Annotated in this window: 14 protein-coding genes, 1 tRNA gene and 1 pseudogene; 4 read left to right on the top strand and 12 right to left on the bottom strand. The window is 66.4% G+C overall.

Features of this window, described 5'->3' with window-relative positions; all coding sequences use genetic code 11:
• Positions 1-65 precede the first annotated feature (65 nt).
• The 3 genes from F9K07_RS13085 to rnr are packed head-to-tail and all read right to left on the bottom strand — an operon-like array spanning position 66 to position 3,921.
• Positions 66-617 (bottom strand): YggT family protein, encoded by a 552-nt coding sequence (locus F9K07_RS13085; protein ID WP_159593734.1) that lies wholly within the window; start codon positions 615-617, stop codon positions 66-68.
• A 53-nt stretch (positions 618-670) separates the two neighbouring features.
• A complete protein-coding gene (locus F9K07_RS13080; RefSeq protein WP_236581945.1) occupies positions 671-1,615 on the bottom strand; it encodes a gamma-glutamyl-gamma-aminobutyrate hydrolase family protein in 945 nt (314 codons plus the stop codon).
• 23 nt (positions 1,616-1,638) lie between these two features.
• On the bottom strand, positions 1,639-3,921 hold the full coding sequence (gene rnr, locus F9K07_RS13075; protein ID WP_236582008.1) for a ribonuclease R: 2,283 nt from the start codon (positions 3,919-3,921) through the stop codon (positions 1,639-1,641).
• Positions 3,922-3,972: 51 nt separating this feature from the next.
• On the opposite strand from rnr, the gene F9K07_RS13070 reads away from it, so the two are divergent.
• Positions 3,973-4,057 (top strand) — tRNA-Leu (locus F9K07_RS13070).
• Between the two features lie 144 nt (positions 4,058-4,201).
• On the opposite strand, the pseudogene F9K07_RS13065 reads toward F9K07_RS13070, so the two are convergent.
• The 9 genes and pseudogenes from F9K07_RS13065 to F9K07_RS13025 all read right to left on the bottom strand — a co-directional run.
• Positions 4,202-5,602 (bottom strand): annotated as a pseudogene (locus tag F9K07_RS13065) (acetyl-CoA carboxylase biotin carboxylase subunit); the annotation flags it as partial.
• 40 nt (positions 5,603-5,642) lie between these two features.
• Positions 5,643-6,653, bottom strand: coding sequence for a tripartite tricarboxylate transporter substrate binding protein (locus F9K07_RS13060; RefSeq protein WP_159593730.1), 1,011 nt, complete (start codon positions 6,651-6,653; stop codon positions 5,643-5,645).
• Between the two features lie 74 nt (positions 6,654-6,727).
• Positions 6,728-8,317: an acyl-CoA carboxylase subunit beta gene (locus tag F9K07_RS13055; RefSeq protein WP_236581944.1), complete on the bottom strand. Its 1,590-nt coding sequence runs from the start codon at positions 8,315-8,317 to the stop codon at positions 6,728-6,730.
• A complete protein-coding gene (locus F9K07_RS13050; protein ID WP_159593728.1) occupies positions 8,314-9,534 on the bottom strand; it encodes a CaiB/BaiF CoA transferase family protein in 1,221 nt (406 codons plus the stop codon). Before F9K07_RS13050 ends, F9K07_RS13055 begins: the two co-directional genes overlap by 4 nt.
• A complete protein-coding gene (locus tag F9K07_RS13045) occupies positions 9,531-10,310 on the bottom strand; it encodes a GntR family transcriptional regulator (RefSeq protein WP_159593726.1) in 780 nt (259 codons plus the stop codon). Before F9K07_RS13045 ends, F9K07_RS13050 begins: the two co-directional genes overlap by 4 nt.
• Positions 10,307-10,534, bottom strand: coding sequence for a biotin/lipoyl-binding carrier protein (locus F9K07_RS13040; protein WP_159593724.1), 228 nt, complete (start codon positions 10,532-10,534; stop codon positions 10,307-10,309). The genes F9K07_RS13045 and F9K07_RS13040 overlap by 4 nt, the downstream gene beginning before the upstream one ends.
• 155 nt (positions 10,535-10,689) lie before the next feature.
• On the bottom strand, positions 10,690-12,090 hold the full coding sequence (gene rimO / locus F9K07_RS13035) for a 30S ribosomal protein S12 methylthiotransferase RimO (protein ID WP_159593722.1): 1,401 nt from the start codon (positions 12,088-12,090) through the stop codon (positions 10,690-10,692).
• Positions 12,091-12,246: 156 nt separating this feature from the next.
• Positions 12,247-12,789, bottom strand: coding sequence for a polyhydroxyalkanoate synthesis repressor PhaR (gene phaR, locus F9K07_RS13030; RefSeq protein WP_236581943.1), 543 nt, complete (start codon positions 12,787-12,789; stop codon positions 12,247-12,249).
• A 148-nt stretch (positions 12,790-12,937) separates the two neighbouring features.
• Positions 12,938-13,885 carry a LysR family transcriptional regulator gene (locus F9K07_RS13025; protein ID WP_159593718.1) on the bottom strand — a complete coding sequence of 316 codons (948 nt, stop codon included), beginning with the start codon at positions 13,883-13,885 and terminating at the stop codon, positions 12,938-12,940.
• A 155-nt stretch (positions 13,886-14,040) separates the two neighbouring features.
• Between F9K07_RS13025 and F9K07_RS13020 the strand changes: the two genes are divergently transcribed.
• From F9K07_RS13020 to F9K07_RS13010, 3 genes are read left to right on the top strand one after another with little or no spacing between them, the layout of a single operon-like run.
• Positions 14,041-15,231: a CaiB/BaiF CoA transferase family protein gene (locus F9K07_RS13020; RefSeq protein ID WP_159593717.1), complete on the top strand. Its 1,191-nt coding sequence runs from the start codon at positions 14,041-14,043 to the stop codon at positions 15,229-15,231.
• A complete protein-coding gene (locus tag F9K07_RS13015; RefSeq protein WP_159593715.1) occupies positions 15,231-16,040 on the top strand; it encodes an enoyl-CoA hydratase in 810 nt (269 codons plus the stop codon). The genes F9K07_RS13020 and F9K07_RS13015 overlap by 1 nt, the downstream gene beginning before the upstream one ends.
• A 24-nt stretch (positions 16,041-16,064) precedes the next feature.
• Positions 16,065-17,051 carry a zinc-binding dehydrogenase gene (locus F9K07_RS13010; protein WP_159593713.1) on the top strand — a complete coding sequence of 329 codons (987 nt, stop codon included), beginning with the start codon at positions 16,065-16,067 and terminating at the stop codon, positions 17,049-17,051.
• Positions 17,052-17,071: the final 20 nt, after the last annotated feature.

Below are 17,071 nucleotides of genomic sequence, written 5' to 3'. Positions count from 1 at the left end.
TAGAACCTCCGCCGGCCCACTAGAGGGGGAAAGCCGCGCAGCGGCGCAGGGGGGTGTTCTTCAGTTCAGCCCAGCAGCATCAATCCAACCTGCAGCAGGATGATGAGCACCAGCACCGACAGATCCACCCCGCCCACCAGCGGGATCACGCGGCGTATCGGGCGCAACAGCGGCGAGCACAGGCGCTCCAGAATGGCCATCACCGGCGAATGCGGCTGCACCCAGGACAAGATGGCATAGCCCAGCAACAGCAGCATCAGGCCCTGCAGCAAGGTGCGCACGAGCATGCGAACCGCCATGGTGCCAACGGTGCCCACTGCGGCCTCCATCGACAACGGCGCGGACGAAACGCTGGACGCCAATAACAGCCACACCACGCCATAGGCGAGGCACAGCAGCACCGCGGCCAAGAGACTGCCCCAGTCGATGCGGCTTTGCGCCAGCGAGCTGGGCAGCACACGCCGCACCGGCGCCACCAGCCAGTTGGTCACGGCAATCGCAAACCGGCCCGGCTGCCCGGACATGTGAATGCGCAGATGGTTCATCCAGGCGCGCAGCAAAGCGGCGGCCACCAGGAAAAAGAAGAAGGTTTCCAGCAGAAAAAAAACGATGCGCATGGCGTGGACAGGTGGTGGTTCCAGGCGCGAGTGTAGAGGCGGATGCCTCTGACTCAAGCGCCCAGGAACCGCAAGGGCGCGCGCGGCACACGGGGGTCGGGCTCCAGGCCTTCTTCCAGGCGCTTGAGCGCCGCTTCCCGTGACGCTTCGAGAAAGTCCAACATGATCGGCGAGCTGTCGGCCAGGGCATCGCGGCCGTGGTGGAACTCAGGGTGCCACTGCACGCCCCGCGCGTACGTGTCACCGGTCCAGCGGATCGCCTCGACCAAGCCATCCAGCGTCGACACGGCCTCGACCACCATGCCCTTGCCCAACTGGTCCACCGCCTGGTGGTGGATGCTGGTCACGCGCAGTTGCGAGGCGTTGGGATACAGCTTGGTGAGCACCGTGCCTTGCAGGAAGGTCACATCGTGCTCCAGGTGGTCGTACAGCTCGGTGTCCACATGAGCGTGGGCCGCGGCACATTGCGTGGCAATGTCCTGGTACAGCGTGCCGCCGAACGCCACATTGAGCAACTGTGCGCCTCGGCACACGCCCAGCACGGGTTTCTTCTGCGCCAGGAAGGTTCGCAGCAGCGCCAGTTCGTATCGGTCGCGCACGACGTCGCCCTGCCAGCGCGGGTCCATCGGGGTCTGGCCGTAGGTCTGCGGCGCGACGTCGGCCCCGCCTTGCAGCACCAGCGCATCCAGCTCCTGAACCACCTGTTCCACCTTCAGATAGCGCGCCGCGTGCTTGCTGTCGTGCGCCACCGCGGGGACCATGAACGCCACCGCGCCATGCTCCATGATCCAGTGCGCCAGCGATTGCTCGATGTACTGCAGGATCTTGTTGCGAAACCCCAGCTCCGGCGGGGCCTGGTGCAGCAGGCGCGCCGAAACGCCGATGCGCAGGGCCCTCTCGGCCGTCCCCGCGGCCCCTTTGCGGCGTGTCGACGACGCCCTGGCCTTGATCGCGGGGGCCGTGGTCACCGAAGAGCCTGACGGCATCGAGCGAGGCATGTCCACCGTTCCTTTTTGCTCCGTCAACGCCTGCTCTTGCGGGACTGGCTTGCGGTGCTGCGTGCGCCGCCGCGCGACGACTTCTTGTCCGCGGCCTTGCGAACAGACGCCTTCACGTCCATCACCGGCGTTTGCGTGCTGTCCATACGGCCCGCTTTGGCCTTGCCTCCCGCTTCGCGGTTGCGGCGCGCCTTGCCGTCGCGCCCGCCGGGTGCGCCTGCATCGGTTGCGCCCGACGTGCCGGTCTTGTCGCGCATGGCGCGCAGCACCAGATCGTCGTTGTCGCTGACCAGGCGGAAATCGATGCGGCGCCCGTCCAGATCGACGCGGCTCACCTGCACCCGCACGCGGCTGCCCAAGGCATAGCGGATGCCGGTGCGCTCGCCGCGCAGCTCCTGGCGCGCTTCGTCGAAGCGGAAGTACTCGCCACCGAGCTCGGTGATGTGCACCAGTCCTTCGACGTACATCGCATCCAGCGTGACGAACAGCCCGAAACTGGTGACCGCTGTTACCACACCGCTGAACTCCTCGCCCAGGTGCTCGCGCATGTACTTGCATTTGAGCCAGGCCTCCACGTCGCGGCTGGCTTCGTCGGCCCGTCGTTCGTTGGCGCTGCAATGCAGGCCGGCTGCCTGCCAGGCCAGCGTGTCGGCCGAGGGCTTCTTGACAGGCTCGCCCGCCACCGGCGGCCGCACGCGGCTGGCCAGGCGCTTGCTGAGCTTGGCGTGCGCCTCGCCCGGTGTGGGCAGTGCGGGTAGCTCGTAGCGCTTGCGCGCCAGGATGGCCTTGATCACTCGGTGCACCAGCAGGTCGGGATAGCGGCGGATCGGGCTGGTGAAATGGGTGTAAGCCTCGAACGCCAGGCCGAAGTGGCCGCTGTTGATCGGCGTGTAGATCGCCTGCTGCATGGAGCGCAGCAGCATGGTGTGGATCTGTTGCGCCTCGGGGCGGTCCTTGGTCGCGTTGGCGATCTGCTGGAAATCCGCTGGCTTGGGGTTGTCGCCAATCGTCTGCGACACCCCCATGGCCTTGAGGTAGTTGCGCAGGATTTCCTGTTTCTCGGGAGTGGGGCCTTCGTGCACGCGGAACAGGCCGGCGTGCTTGCTCTGTTGAATGAAGTCGGCCGAGCAGACATTGGCCGCGAGCATCGACTCTTCGATCAGCTTGTGCGCATCGTTGCGGGTGCGCGGCACGATCTTCTCGATGCGGCCCGACTCGTCGCACACGATCTGCGTCTCGGTGGTTTCGAAGTCCACTGCGCCGCGCTCGTTGCGCGCCGCCAGCAGCGCGCGGTACACATCGTGCAGGTTCAGCAGATACGGCACCAGCGGCTTGCGTTGCGCGGCTTCGGGTCCGCGCGTGTTCTGCAGGATGGCCGCGACTTCCGTGTAAGTGAAGCGCGCGTGGCTGAACATCACTGCCGGATAGAACTGGTAGGCATGCACTTCACCCTTGGCGTTGACCAGCATGTCGCAGACCATGCACAGGCGTTCCACGCCAGGGTTCAACGAGCACAGGCCGTTGGACAGCTTCTCCGGCAACATCGGTATGACGCGGCGCGGGAAATACACCGAGGTGGCGCGGTCGTAAGCGTCCACGTCGATGGCCGAGCCGGTTTCCACGTAGTGGCTCACGTCGGCGATCGCGACCAACAGGCGCCAGCCCTTGCCCTTGCCGACCTTGGCCGGCTCGCAATACACGGCGTCGTCGAAGTCGCGCGCGTCCTCGCCGTCGATGGTCACCAGCGGCACGTCGCGCAGGTCCACGCGGTGCTTGTGGTCGGCGCTGCGCACATGGTCAGGCAGCGCGCGGGCCTGCGCCAGCGCGGCCTGCGAGAACTCGTGCGGCACGCCGTACTTGCGCACCGCGATCTCGATTTCCATGCCGGGGTCGTCGATCTCGCCCAACACCTCTTTGACACGGCCCACGGGTTGGCCGTAGAGCGCGGGTGGTTCGGTGAGTTGCACCACGACCACCTGCCCCGGTTTGGCCGAGCCGGTGGCGCCCTTGGGAATCAACACGTCCTGGCCATAGCGCTTGTCTTCCGGCGCCACGAGCCAGACACCGCTCTCTTGCAGCAGGCGGCCAATGATGGGGGAATCGGAGCGCTCCACGATTTCTGTGACGCGCCCCTCGGGGCGGCCTTTGCGGTCCAGCCGCACGATGCGGGCCTTGACGCGGTCCTTGTGCAAGACGGCGCGCATTTCGTTGGAGGGGAGATAAATATCGGCCTGACCATCGTCGCGAATCACAAAACCGTGTCCATCGCGGTGGCCGGAAACCACACCTTCAAATTCAGCCAACAGGCTATTTTTTTCGTTCACTTTTTCTCTGCTATACTTCTGGTTTTCCTGAAAGCCCAGGTGGCGGAATTGGTAGACGCACTAGTTTCAGGTACTAGCGAGTAACATCGTGGAGGTTCGAGTCCTCTCCTGGGCACCAAGGTTAACACGGGGTTTTGGCAACACCGGCCAATCACAAAAATCCACTGTGAGACCCGAGAGAAAACGATCTTGGTTTTGAAAACGACGACGGCGCCCATCAGGCGCCGTTTTTGTTTGTGCGGCGAAATCAGGTCGGCTGCGCCATGCCCACCGGCTCCTGCTTGAACAGCGTGGCTTTCTCGCGCTGGATGAGCGCCGTGTCCAGGTCGGCCTGCGAAAAAGACGGGCTGCGCACCACGCGTCGCAGGAACTGCACGTTGTTGTGGGGCCCCACGATGTGCATCTGCGACAAGGCCTCGTCCAGGCGCGCCAAGGCTTGTTCGCGTGTGTCGCCGTGCACGATGAGCTTGGCGATCATGGAGTCGTAGAAAGGGGAGATCTCATCGCCTTCGCGCACGCCCGCATCGACCCGCACGCTCGCTCCCGCGACCTGGAACTGCACACAAGGCGGTGTGCGGTAGACCTGCAACCGCCCCGAGGACGGGAGGAAGTTCTTGTCCGGGTTCTCGGCGCAGATGCGCGCTTCGATGGCGTGGCCCTGCATGCGCAGCTGGTCCTGCCGCAGCGGCAGCGGCTCGCCTCGGGCCACACGGATCTGCCACTCCACCAGATCCAGCCCCGTGATGGCCTCGGTCACCGGATGTTCGACCTGCAGGCGCGTATTCATCTCCATGAAAAAGAAGCGCATGCCGCCTTCGGGCGGTTGCTCGACGATGAACTCCACCGTGCCGGCACCGACGTAGCCCACCGCGCGCGCCGCTGCCACAGCCGCCTCGCCCATGCGGCGGCGCATGTCCTCGCCAAGGCCTGGGGCGGGCGCCTCTTCCAGCACTTTCTGATGCCGCCGCTGCACCGAGCAGTCGCGCTCGAAAAGGTACACGCAGTGGCCACGGCTGTCGCCGAACACCTGCACCTCGATGTGGCGCGGCCGCTGAACGTAGCGCTCGATCAACACAGCCTCATCGCCGAACGCGCTCTTGGCCTCGCGCTGGCAAGACGCGAGTGCGGCCTCGAAGTCGTCGGCCCGCTCCACCATCCGCATGCCCCGGCCACCGCCACCGGCGCTGGCCTTGATCAACACCGGAAAGCCGACGCGGACAGCTTCGTCTCGCAGCCGCTGTGCATCCTGATCGACGCCGTGGTAACCCGGCACCAGCGGCACGCCGGCCTGCTCCATGCGCTGCTTGGCCGCGGCCTTCAAGCCCATGGCCCGGATCGCGGACGCGGGCGGTCCGATGAAGACCAACCCGGCCTGGGCGCAAGCCTCAGCAAAGGCCTCGTTCTCGCTCAGGAAACCATAGCCCGGGTGGACGGCCTGAGCACCGCTGGCGCGCGCCGCTTCGATGATGCGCGCGCCATCCAGGTAACTCTCGCGTGCGGGGCTGGCACCGATGTGCACCGCTTCATCGCAGGCCGCCACATGCTTGGCTTGCGCGTCGGCGTCGGAATACACCGCCACGGTGCGCAGCCCCATGCGGCGCGCGGTGGCGGCCACGCGGCAGGCGATCTCGCCCCGGTTGGCGATCAGGATCTTGTCGAACATCGGTGTCTTCCGAAAACAGCGTGGTCTTGGCAGTGCGGTCTTACTTGGGCTGGGTGTCCAGCTTCAACTCGGTGATCAGCTTCTTGGTCGCGGCGTATTCGGTCTCCATGTACTTGGCCATGTCCGACGATCCCATGTACACCGGGCGCCAGTTCTGCTTGGCCACGAACGCTTGCCATTCGCTGCTCTCGATCACCTGCTTGAACGACTGCTCCCAGAAGCGGACCTGCTCGGCTGGCATGCCCTTGGGACCGAGCACGCCCTGCACCGAGGCATAGACCGCAGGCACACCCTGCTCGGTCCAGGTGGGCACCGACGCCAGGGCGCCTTTCAAACGCTCGGACGTGGCCACCGCGATCACGCGGATGCGGCCGGCCTGCATGTTGGTGATGACGTTGGGTGTGCTCGCCGCTACCACGTCCAGGTGGCCGCCGAGCAATGCGGTCATGGACTCGGCGGAGGACTTGAACGGCACCACGCGCAGGCGCGAGATGTCCACGCCGCCCACCATCAGCGGCTTGGCGATGCCGGCATGGATGTGGTTGCCGATCGCCGTGGCCACGCCGATGGACAGGGCTCCCGGGTCCGTCTTCAGCCGCGCCACCAGATCGGTCGCGTTGCGGATGGGTGAGTCCGCGCGCACGGCCACCACCACCGCTTCCTCGAGCATCACCACCAGCGGTGTCATGCCCTCGTAGGTCGTGGTCACGCTGCCGATGGCGCGCGCGTTGAGCATGCCGGAGGTGAAGATCGACAGCCAATGCCCGTCGCCCGCATGCTGCTCCAGGGTCTGCAGCGCCACTGCGCCCGCGCCTCCCGATTTGTTGGACACCACCAGCGGTTGCGTGACGAGCTTGCGCTTCTCCAACTGGTTGAACATCTCGCGCGCAGCGGTATCGAGCGCGGCTCCCGGGCCAGACGGCACGATCAACTCGACCTTGCGCGAGGGTTCCCACGACTGGGCCGCGGCAGGCGCCATGGCCAACGCCGTGGCACACGTGGCCAGCAGCGCCGGCATCCGCAAGAGGCGGCGAACGAGAGATGAAATCATGGTTTGTCTCCTATCGTTGAAATGGCTGCGCAGGTGCCATGCGCAGGGAAAAACACAAGACCGCGATAGCGCGGTCAAACGGTGCGCCCGACACGGCGCGCGAGCATGGCTTCCCAGGCGTCCTCGATCCAGTCGCACAGAAAACTGCGCGTCTCGCGCGGATCGATGATGTCCAGGATGCCGAACTTCTCCGCCGTGCGAAACGGCGAACCGATGCGGTTGTAGTAAGCCTCCAGTTCGGCCTGGCGCGCGGCCGGGTCTTCGGCGTCTTCGATCTCCTGGCGGTGCGCGGCCTTCACGCCACCCTCCACCGGAATCGAACCCCAGCGCGCCGATGGCCAGGCCACGCGGTGGTTGAGCGAGGGGAAGTACTTGGGGGCGTGCAGGCCACCGGCCAGGCCGAAGGCGCGGCGCAGGATCACCGACATCCAGGGCACTTGCGCGTCCTCGATCGTGGTCAGCACGCGCACAGCGCCCAGCAGCGTCGCGTCGAGCTCCGCGTCCGGGCCGGTGGCGTTGCCCGGCTGGTCGACCAAGTTGACGATCGGCAGCCCGAAGGTGTCGCAGAGTTTGACGTGCCGCTCGATCTTCCAGGCCGACTTGGTGGTCATGGCGCCACCGGCCACGCGCGGGTCGCTGCACATCACGCCCACGGGATAGCCGTCCAGCCGCGCCAGCGCGGTGATGACGGAGCCGCCCTGGTGGCGTCCGATCTCGAAGACGGTGCCGGTGTCGAACAACGCGGCCACGATCTTGCGCGGATCGAACACCTTGCGCCGGTCGCGCGGAATCGCGTTCTTGAGCCAGTCATCGGCACGGTTCGGATCGTCCTCGCGCGGACCGCGCGCGGCCACGTTCTGCGCATTGCGCGGCAGGTAGGAGAGGAAGCGGCGCACCTGCTCGAACGCGTCGGCCTCGTCCTGCGCCTCGTTGTGCACCAGCGCGCTGCGGCGGTGCACCTTCCAGCCGCCGAGGTCGTTCTTGTCGATGTCGATGCCGTAGGCCTGTTTGACCACCGGCGGCCCGCCAGCGAACACCTGCGCCTGGTCGCGCACCATGACCGAGAAGTGCGACATGAGCACCTTGATCGCGCCCAGGCCGGCGCATGCGCCCAGTGCCACGCCCACCACCGGCACGTGCTTGAGCAGGTCCACCACCGGCCAGTTCGGGTAGCCGGGTATCTTGCTCGAGCCCTGCTGTTCCAGCAGCTTCACGCTGCCACCGGCGGTGTCCACCAGGCGCACCAGCGGCATGCGCAGGTCCAGCGCCATGCGCTCGGCGTAAATCCACTTGTCCGAAATGGTGGCCTCCGACGAGCCCGCGCGCAGCGTGTAATCGTCGGCCGACACGGTGATCTTGCGGCCCTCGATGCGGCCGGTGCCGATGACCGCGTTGACGGGAGAGACGCCCTTGAAATGGCCGTCCTTATCGTAGCGGCCCTTGCCGGCGACACGGGCGAGTTCGCGAAAGCTCTGCGGGTCGAGCAGCGCGTCGATGCGCTGGCGCACATTGAGCCGCCCCTTGGCGGCGTGCTTGGCCAAAGCTTCCGGGCCGCCCATCGAAGCGCCCTGCTCGCGGCGGTAAGCCAGCTCCTGTAGTTCGGCGGCCCATTCGCCGTCGTTGGCGGCGTCGGTCACGGAAGATGGGGGTAGCGGTGCGTTCATGTTTGCGTGCGGATGACCTTGGCGGCCTCCAGTTCCTGGATGTGTGAATTGCTGATGCCGATGCCGCGCAGCACCTCGGCGGTATCGGCACCGATGTCGGGACCGGTGTGGCGGATCGCGCCGGGCGTGGCCGAGAGCTTGGGCACGATGCCGGCCTGCGTGGTGTGGCCGAGCTCGGGGTGCGGCACCTTCACCAGCATGTCGCGCGCCGCGTAGTGCGGGTCCTGGTAGATGTCGGCAATGGTGTAGATCGGCGACGAGGGCACCTCGGCCGCCTGCAACACCGCCGCCAGCGCGGCCGTCTCCAGCGTGCACGTCCACTCGGCCACGATGGCGTCGATCGCCTTCATGTTGGCCGGCTCGCCGCGCGTGCGGATGTCGGCAAAGCGCGCATCGCGCAATAGCTCGGGCTGGCCCATGGCGCCCACCAGGCGCTCGAAGGTCGGGTTGCTGTTGGCCGCGATCAGCATCCAGCTGCCGTCCTTCGTTGGGTACAGGCTGTTGGGCGCCATCGTCGGCAGGTTCGGACCCACACGTTGCGGCACGAAACCGAGCTTTTCGTACGCGGGCACGTAGGGCTCCATCTGCGTAAAAGCGGTTTCGTACAAGGCCACGTCCACCACCTGGCCGCGGCCGGTGCGCTGGCGCTCGATGATGGCCATGGCCGCGCCGAACGCGGCATAGGTGGCGGTGAGGTAGTCGGTGGTGGCCAACGCGACACGGGCCGGTGGCCGGTCGGGGTCGCCCGTCATGTGCCGCACGCCGCCCACGGCTTCGCAGATCGCGCCGTAGCCGGGGCGCGCGGCATAGGGGCCGTCCTGGCCATAGCCGGAGATGCGCACCATCACCAGGCCCGGGTTGACCTTCGACAGGTCGTCGTAGCCCAGCCCCAGGCGCTCCAGCACGCCGGGCCGGTTGTTCTCGATCAGGATGTCGGCGCGGCGGGCAAGTTCGAACGCGAGCTTGCGCCCCTCTTCCTGTTTGAGATCCAGCGCCACCGACTTCTTGCCGCGCAGGATGGCCGCGGCATAGAGCGACACGTCGCCCACGTGCCGCCCCATCTGCCGCACCGGATCGCCCGACGGCGGTTCGATCTTGATCACATCGGCACCGAAGTCCGCCATCAGGCGCGCGCATGCGGGGCCCGCGATGGTGGTGCAGATCTCGACGACGGTCAGGCCACGCAACGGGCCCAAGGCTTCCATCGATATGCTCATGGTGCGGCCTTCGGCACGGGTTTGCCGACGTCCTTGCGCGCGGGCTCCGGCGCATCGAGCCGCCGCGCGGCCTCGGCACCCGACTCCTCCACGCGCTGGCGCACCTTGCGGGCGTAAGCCTCTTCGTCGCCAGCCTCGAGCAACGCCAGCGCTTCGGTCCAGATGCTCGCCGAGCGCTGGCGCCGCTGCGCGCTGGCCAGGCTCAGCTTGGCATAACGCAAGGTCTGCAGCGACAGCGCCACCAGCATGCGTGTGAGGCGCTGGTTGCCGCAGGCGCGCACCGACAGGATGGACAGGCGGTACGAGGTCTCCGCGTACGCGCCCTGGTCATCCTTCATGGCAGCCAGACGCTGCAGGCGCGCCACGCCGGCACGCAGCAGCGCCAGCAGATCGGGGTCGCGCGCGGCGGCCACCTTGCGCGCCACGATCTCCAGCAGGCCCGCGCGAATCTCGAAGATCTCCCGCACTTCGTGCGCGGCCAGGTCCGTCACCACCGCGCCGCGCCGGGGCAGGATGGTCACCAGGCCTTCGCGCTCCAGGATGCGGATGGCGTCGCGCACCGGCCCGCGGCTCACACTGAATTCCGTGGCCAGTTCCTCTTCCAGGATGCGCTCGCGCGGCGCCAGCGCGCCCGAGATGATGCGGTCGCCGATGGACGCTGCGATTTGCTCGGCGACCGTGAGGGTCGGCTGGTCGCTGCCCGAGAAGAGACGGAACGCCACCGCGCCCTCCCAATGCCGGTAATCCAGTTTGTCGCCCGGGACGTCGCGCGTCATGCCGCGTCCACCACACCGATCACCTCGCCTTCGCGCACCGGCTGCCCTTCCTGGCAGGACAGCGAGCGCAGCACACCGGCACAGGGCGCCTCCACCGGAATCTCCATCTTCATCGACTCGACGACGACGAGCACATCGCCCTCGGCCACGGTCTGGCCGGGCTGTGCTTCGACCTTCCAAACGTTCCCGGAGATCTCCGAGATGACTTCCACCGACTTCGTCATGGGACTTCCTTGATTGTCTGTTGAAAATACGATTGTTAACAATCCTACGAAAATGCTAAACGCGGATAACGGGCCTGTCAACGTGGCAAAAACCCTTGGTCGCAAAAAAAAACGGGCCGCGAGGGCCCGTTTTCATGTGCAGGTAGCGCGCGCCGTCAGATCGGCACAGCCAGCAGGTCGTGCCCTTGGGCGGCGACCACACGCGCCTTGGTGAACTCGCCCACCTTCAGGGTCTTGCTGATCTTCTCGGGCGGCAACAGGCGCACCACGCCGTCGATCTCCGGTGCATCGGCGTAGCTGCGGCCGATACCGCCCTTCTTGCCCAGACCGGGTGCCGAATCCACCAGCACCTGCATGATCGCGCCCACGCGCTGCTGCAGCTTCTCGGCCGATGCCGCCTCGGCCACCGCCATGAAGCGCGCGCGGCGCTCCTCGCGCAGCGCATCGGGCACCGCGTCAGGCAGTTCGTTGGCCGTGGCGCCCGGCACCGGCGAGTAAGCGAAGCAGCCGGCGCGGTCGATGCGGGCTTCGCGCACGAAGTCCAGCAGGTGATCGAACTCGGCGTCCGTCTCACCGGGGAACCCGGCGATGAAGGTGCTGCGCACCACGATCTGTGGGCACAGCTCGCGCCAGCGCGCGATGCGCTCCAGGTTGCGCTCGCCGCTGGCCGGGCGCTTCATGCGGCGCAGCACATCGGGGTGGCTGTGCTGCAGGGGCACGTCCAGGTACGGCAGGCACAGGCCCTCGGCCATCAGCGGAATGATCTCGTCCACGTGCGGGTACGGATACACATAGTGCAGGCGCACCCAGGCACCGTAACCCTTGGCGATTTCGCCGAGCGAGCGCACCAGGTCGAACATGCGCGTCTTCACCGGCTTGCCGTCCCAGAAACCGGTGCGGTACTTCACGTCCACCCCGTAGGCCGAGGTGTCCTGGCTCACCACCAACAATTCCTTCACACCGGCCTCGAACAGCTTGCGCGCTTCGGTCAGCACGTCGCCAATGGGGCGGCTCACCAGATCACCGCGCATGGAAGGGATGATGCAAAAGGTGCAGCGGTGGTTGCAGCCCTCGCTGATCTTGAGGTAGGCGTAGTGCTTGGGCGTGAGCTTGATGCCCTGGGGCGGCACGAGATCCACGAAGGGGTCGTGCGGCTTGGGCAGGTGCTGGTGCACCGCGCTCATCACCTCGTGCGTGGCGTGCGGGCCGGTCACGGCCAGCACGCTCGGATGCATCTGTTGCACCAGGTTGCCGCCGCCCTCGCCTTCGCGCGCGCCCAGGCAACCGGTGACGATGACCTTGCCGTTTTCGGCCAATGCCTCACCAATGGTGTCCAGACTTTCGCGCACCGCGTCGTCGATGAAGCCGCAGGTGTTGACGATCACCAGGTCGGCCCCGGCAAAGGTCTTGGAGGTCTGGTATCCCTCAGCGCTGAGCTGCGTGAGGATCAGCTCGGAGTCGGTCAGGGCTTTGGGGCAGCCCAGGCTGACGAAGCCCACCTTGGGAACAGCGGTGATCCCTGACGTCGTGGCTACGTCGTAAGTATTTGAATTCATTTGGATTTCGCAGGGCGACCTGGCAGGCAATGTAGGCCGCCATTTTACGGCTCGGCCCCTGCGGCCGCTGCCGCTGTGACCCCAAGACAGTAATGTCCCCTTTGCCCCAAGTAGAAGTGTCCCCAACGCCGTTATACGGTTGAAGGCGAAACCGTATCAGCGCTTGAGGCCCAGCGCCGCCAGCATCTGCTCGCTGTTCTTCTGCATCTGCTCCTGCATCTGCGTGAAGGCGCTGCGCGACTGCTCCATGTACGCGCCCATCATGCCTTCCATCATGGGCGACTGCGCGCTCATGAACTGCTTCCAGGCCTCCGGCGTGGCACCGGGCGCCTGGGCGGCCATCTTGTTCTGCAAGTCCATGAAGATCTGGACGTTCTTCTCCAGGTAGCTCCCCATGAAGTCCTGCATGGAGTGGCCGTAGAAGCGGATGATGTTGGCCAGCACCTGCTCGGTGAAGATGGGAACGCCCGCCGTTTCCTCTTCCAGAATGATCTGCAGAAGAATGCTGCGCGTGAGATCGTCGTTGGTCTTGGCGTCGCGCACCACGAAGGGCTCGTTGTCCATCACCAGGGTCTTGACTTCGGCCAGCGTGATGTAGGTGGAAGAGTCGGTGTCGTACAGACGCCGGTTCGGGTACTTCTTGATCACGCGCACGGCGTTCGAACGCGTGCCGCCGCTACCGGCCTTGGATTTTTGCACTGGTGAACCTTCAGGAGTGGATGGGCCAGGGGCAGAATAGCCCGCCCAGAGGATACGGGACATTCTAGAAAGCCATGCTGCACTAGCAAGCTGGGTTTTCCCTGTCCATCCGGATTTCGCATATTTCGCATCCCAGGACGCACCCGCCTCAGCGTGGTGCGGTTCTTTTCGCGCGCGGCCGGGCGGGGTTGCCCGTGGCGCGGCTGGCCGCCATCAGCAAGCGCTCGAAGGCTTCGGCCGCCGGCGAGAGGCTGCGGCCCCGACGGCGGATGACGCCAATGGTCCGGTGCACCGCCGCCTCGATCGGCACGCCCACGATGGAGTCCGAGGGCCGCGGCAGCGCCAGCTGGGGCACCACGGCCACGCCCAGCCCCTGGTCCACGAAGCCGATCAGCGTGGAGGCATGGCGGAATTCGCACACCGGGCGGGGCAGGTCCACCACGTCGGCCAGCGCCTGGTCGATCAGCACGCGGTTGCGGCTGGCGTGCGACACCAGGCCGTAGGGGTGTTTCACCACCTCGTCCCAACGCACCGAGCGGCGCTTGGCCAAGGGGTGGTCCACACGGCACGCGAGCACGAAGCGGTCCTTGAGCATGGGCGTGAATTCCACCTCGGGGTCCTGCATGCCGACGTAGTTGATCGCGATCTCCGCCTCGCCGCTCTTCACGCAGGCCAGCACCTCGTCGGCGCCCTCTTCCATCACGCGCACCATCACGTGCGGATGCGCCTGACGGAACTGCTCGATCACACCGAGCAGGAAATGCGACACCGCCAGGAACACGCAGCCCACGGTCACGTCGCCGACCTCGATGTGCGCCACGTCGCTCAGGTCGACCACCGAATGGTCGAGGTCGGCGATCACGTTGCGCACGCGCCCGAGAAAACGCCGACCCAGGGGCGTGAGTTCGACGCTGCGGGTCGTGCGGTCGAACAGGCGCACGTCGAGCACCCGCTCCAGGTTGGCGATGCGCCGCGACAAGGCGGGCTGCGACAGGTGCAGCAGCTCGGCGGCGGCCGCGAAGCTCTGCAGTTCCCCCACGGTGACGAAGGCGCGCAGATCCGCGAGGGACGGTTTGAGGATGCGTTTGCTCGGCATACGATTCTTTTGCAAGTTGCATCAGCTGTTCAGAAAGATGCAATTTACAACACAGACGCCCACTGTCACGATGCGCCCACAAAACACGGAGACACCTCATCAAAACGCCCGGGCGGCCCGCGCACGCACCACCGCCCCGACCTGCTGAAAACCCCATGCCACACCTCCCCGCTTCCACCGCCTTGCAGCGCTTTCGCGTGATCGATCTGACCCAGGTGCGCGCCGGCCCCACCGCCTGCCGCCAGCTCGCCGACTGGGGCGCCGACGTGATCCAGGTGCAGATGCCCGAGAGCATGCGCGGCGACGACACGCTCGGCGGCCAGGAAGGCTCCGACTACCAGTACACCCACCGCAACAAGCGCTCCATCACACTCAACCTCAAGACCGACGAGGGCATTGCCACCCTCAAGCGCCTGATCGACACCGCCGACGTGGTGGTGGAGAACTTCCGTCCCGATGTGAAATTCCGCCTGGGTATCGACTACGAATCGCTGGTCGCCACCAACCCCCGCCTGGTCTACGCCAGCATCTCGGGCTTCGGCCAGAGCGGCCCGCTGGCCTCGCGCCCGGGCTTCGACCAGATCGCGCAAGGCATGAGCGGGCTCATGTCGGTGACTGGCCAGCCAGGCGACGGCCCGATGCGCGTGGGCATTCCCATTGGCGACCTGTGCGCCGGCATCTTCGCCGCGCAGGGCGTGCTGGTCGCGCTGCTGGAGCGCGAGACCTCGGGCAAGGGCCAGTGGCTGCACACCTCGCTGCTGGAGTCCATGGTCTACATGATGGATTTCCAGACCTCGCGCTACCTGATCGACGGCGACGTGGCCACGCAGGCGGGCAACTTCCACCCCACCAGCATTCCCACCGGCGTCTACAAGGCGCGCGACGGCTACATGAACATCGCCGTGTTCGGCTCCAAGATCTGGGAGCGCTTCTGCCACATCCTGGGCGCGCCCGAATGGATCACCGATCCGCGTTACCGGGACAAGCCCTCGCGCTCGGTGAACCGCGAAACGCTCAACGCCGACATCAACCGCCGTCTGGCCAAGCAAGACCGCGCCCACTGGGTCGAGCAATTCAACAACGGCGGGGTCGCCTGCGGCCTGATCAGCTCGATGCAGGAGGCGCTGGAAGAACCGCAGGTGCAGCACCTGGGCATGGTGAAGAACGTGGTCTCGAAGTGGCAGGGGCCGCAGCGCATGGTCGGCCAGCCGGTGCAGCTCGAACGCACGCCGAGCACCATTGCCCGCGCCGCGCCGCGCCGGGGCGAACACACCGAGGAAGTCTTTGGAGAACTGGGCCTGGCCGCCGGGGACTTCGCCCGCATGAAAGCCGCAGGAGTCTACTGATGAGCACCTCGGACTACATCTCCACCACCGAACGCGTGCAGACCTGGCTCGACGATCGCACCCTGCACATCCGCTTCAACAACCCCGCGCGCCACAACGCACTCTCCGTGGACATGTGGGAGGCCGTGCCGCCGCTGCTCGCGCAAGCGCAGGACGACGAGCGCGTTCGCCTCGTGGCCTTCACCGGCGCGGGCGACAAGGCTTTCGTCTCGGGCGCGGACATCTCGCAGTTCGAAGACATGCGCGCCGCACGCGAGGCCGTTGCCTACTACGAGAAGATGGCCGAGACCACGCTCATGGGCATCCACGACTTCCCCAAGCCCACGCTGGCCTGCATCCACGGCTATTGCATCGGTGGCGGGGTGAACGTCGCCATCGCCTGCGACATCCGCATCGCCGCGAGCGACGCCGTGTTCTCCATCCCCGCCGGCCGCCTGGGCCTGGGCTACCGCTATTCGGCGATGAAGAACCTGGTGGACCTGATCGGCCCCGGCGCGGCGAAGGACTTGTTCTTCACCGCGCGCCGCATCGATGCCCTGGAGGCGCGCGAACTCGGCCTGATCTCACGCACCTGCGCGCCCGACGCCTTGCCGCAGTTGCTGGCCGAATACACATCGACCATCGCCGACAACGCGCCGCTCACGCTCATGGCCGGCAAGGCGATCACGCGCGAAATCCTCAAGCCTTCGCCCGAGCTCGATCATGCCTTGTGCACCTCGCTGATCCAGGGCTGTTTCCAGAGCGCCGACTACACCGAAGGCCGCACGGCCTTCATGCAAAAACGCAAACCGGTCTTCACAGGCCGTTGAGAAAGCACGGAGAAAGAACCAACCATGCAGTCCTACTGGATGCAAATGACCGACACCGGCTCGGTGCTCGAACTGCGCGACAGCCCGGTGCCCGTGCCCGGCCCGCGCCAACTGCTGGTGCGCATGCGCGCCGCATCGCTCAACCGGGGCGAGTTCCTGGCCGGCGGCCTGCACGGCCAACTGAGCAGCTGGAAGGCCATCGGCGGCGAGGGTGCGGGCGAGGTGCTCGCGCTGGGTCCCGACGTGAGCGGCTTTCAGCTCGGCGACCGCGTCATGGGCCGATGCGCCGGCGCGTTCTCCGAATTCGCGCTGATCGACACCGCCGAGGCCATGCACGTGCCACCCGGCGTGAGCTGGGAAGAGGCCGCCAGCATGCCGCTGACGATGCTCGTGGCCCACGACATGCTGGTGTTGCAGGGCCGCCTGCAGGCCGGCGAATGGTTGCTGATCAATGGCGTGTCCTCGGGCGTGGGCGTGGCCTCGCTGCAGCTGGCCAAGGCGCTGGGCGCGAACGTCATCGGCACCTCCGGTTCGGCCGAGAAACTGGCCGAACTCAAGCCGCTGGGCCTGGACCTGGGCCTGCACACACGGGGCGCGGACTTCGCGCCGGCCGTGCTCGAAGCCACGAACCAGCGCGGCGCGAACCTGGTGATCAATACCGTGGGCGGCAGCGTGTTCGCCGAGAACATGCGCTGCGCCGCGTTCGAAGGCCGCCTGGCCACGGTGGGCTATGTCGACGGCGTGGTCAGGGCAGAGGTCGATCTCGAAGCCCTGCACGCCAAGCGCCTCACGTTGTTCGGCGTGTCCAACAAGCTGCGTAGCAAGACACAGCGCGCCGCCTCCGTGCCGCGTTTCGTGGCGGAAGTCCTGCCCTTGATCGCTGCACGCCGCATCCAACCGCGCATCGACCGCGTCATGGACTTCACTCAACTGAAGGAAGCCAAAGCGCGCATGGAAGCCGGTGCGCACATCGGAAAGATCGTACTGCGCATGCCGGCGGACGACGTTTGACATCACCACCCGAAAGAGGA

The organism is Hydrogenophaga sp. BPS33 (assembly GCF_009859475.1).
Lineage (GTDB): Bacteria > Pseudomonadota > Gammaproteobacteria > Burkholderiales > Burkholderiaceae_C > Hydrogenophaga.
The sequence above is the reverse complement of the archived record's forward strand: the minus strand, read 5'-3'. Positions and strand labels throughout refer to the sequence as shown.

Bases quoted from the DNA above. Each gene is read 5' to 3' on its own strand.
- F9K07_RS13085 (WP_159593734.1), bottom strand. From the start codon at position 617: ATGCGCATCGTTTTTTTTCTGCTGGAAACCTTCTTCTTTTTCCTGGTG.
- F9K07_RS13080 (WP_236581945.1), bottom strand. From the start codon at position 1,615: ATGCCTCGCTCGATGCCGTCAGGCTCTTCGGTGACCACGGCCCCCGCG.
- F9K07_RS13060 (WP_159593730.1), bottom strand. From the start codon at position 6,653: ATGATTTCATCTCTCGTTCGCCGCCTCTTGCGGATGCCGGCGCTGCTG.
- F9K07_RS13055 (WP_236581944.1), bottom strand. From the start codon at position 8,317: ATGAACGCACCGCTACCCCCATCTTCCGTGACCGACGCCGCCAACGAC.
- F9K07_RS13050 (WP_159593728.1), bottom strand. From the start codon at position 9,534: ATGAGCATATCGATGGAAGCCTTGGGCCCGTTGCGTGGCCTGACCGTC.
- F9K07_RS13045 (WP_159593726.1), bottom strand. From the start codon at position 10,310: ATGACGCGCGACGTCCCGGGCGACAAACTGGATTACCGGCATTGGGAG.
- F9K07_RS13040 (WP_159593724.1), bottom strand. From the start codon at position 10,534: ATGACGAAGTCGGTGGAAGTCATCTCGGAGATCTCCGGGAACGTTTGG.
- rimO (WP_159593722.1), bottom strand. From the start codon at position 12,090: ATGAATTCAAATACTTACGACGTAGCCACGACGTCAGGGATCACCGCT.
- F9K07_RS13025 (WP_159593718.1), bottom strand. From the start codon at position 13,885: ATGCCGAGCAAACGCATCCTCAAACCGTCCCTCGCGGATCTGCGCGCC.
- F9K07_RS13020 (WP_159593717.1), top strand. From the start codon at position 14,041: ATGCCACACCTCCCCGCTTCCACCGCCTTGCAGCGCTTTCGCGTGATC.
- F9K07_RS13015 (WP_159593715.1), top strand. From the start codon at position 15,231: ATGAGCACCTCGGACTACATCTCCACCACCGAACGCGTGCAGACCTGG.
- F9K07_RS13010 (WP_159593713.1), top strand. From the start codon at position 16,065: ATGCAGTCCTACTGGATGCAAATGACCGACACCGGCTCGGTGCTCGAA.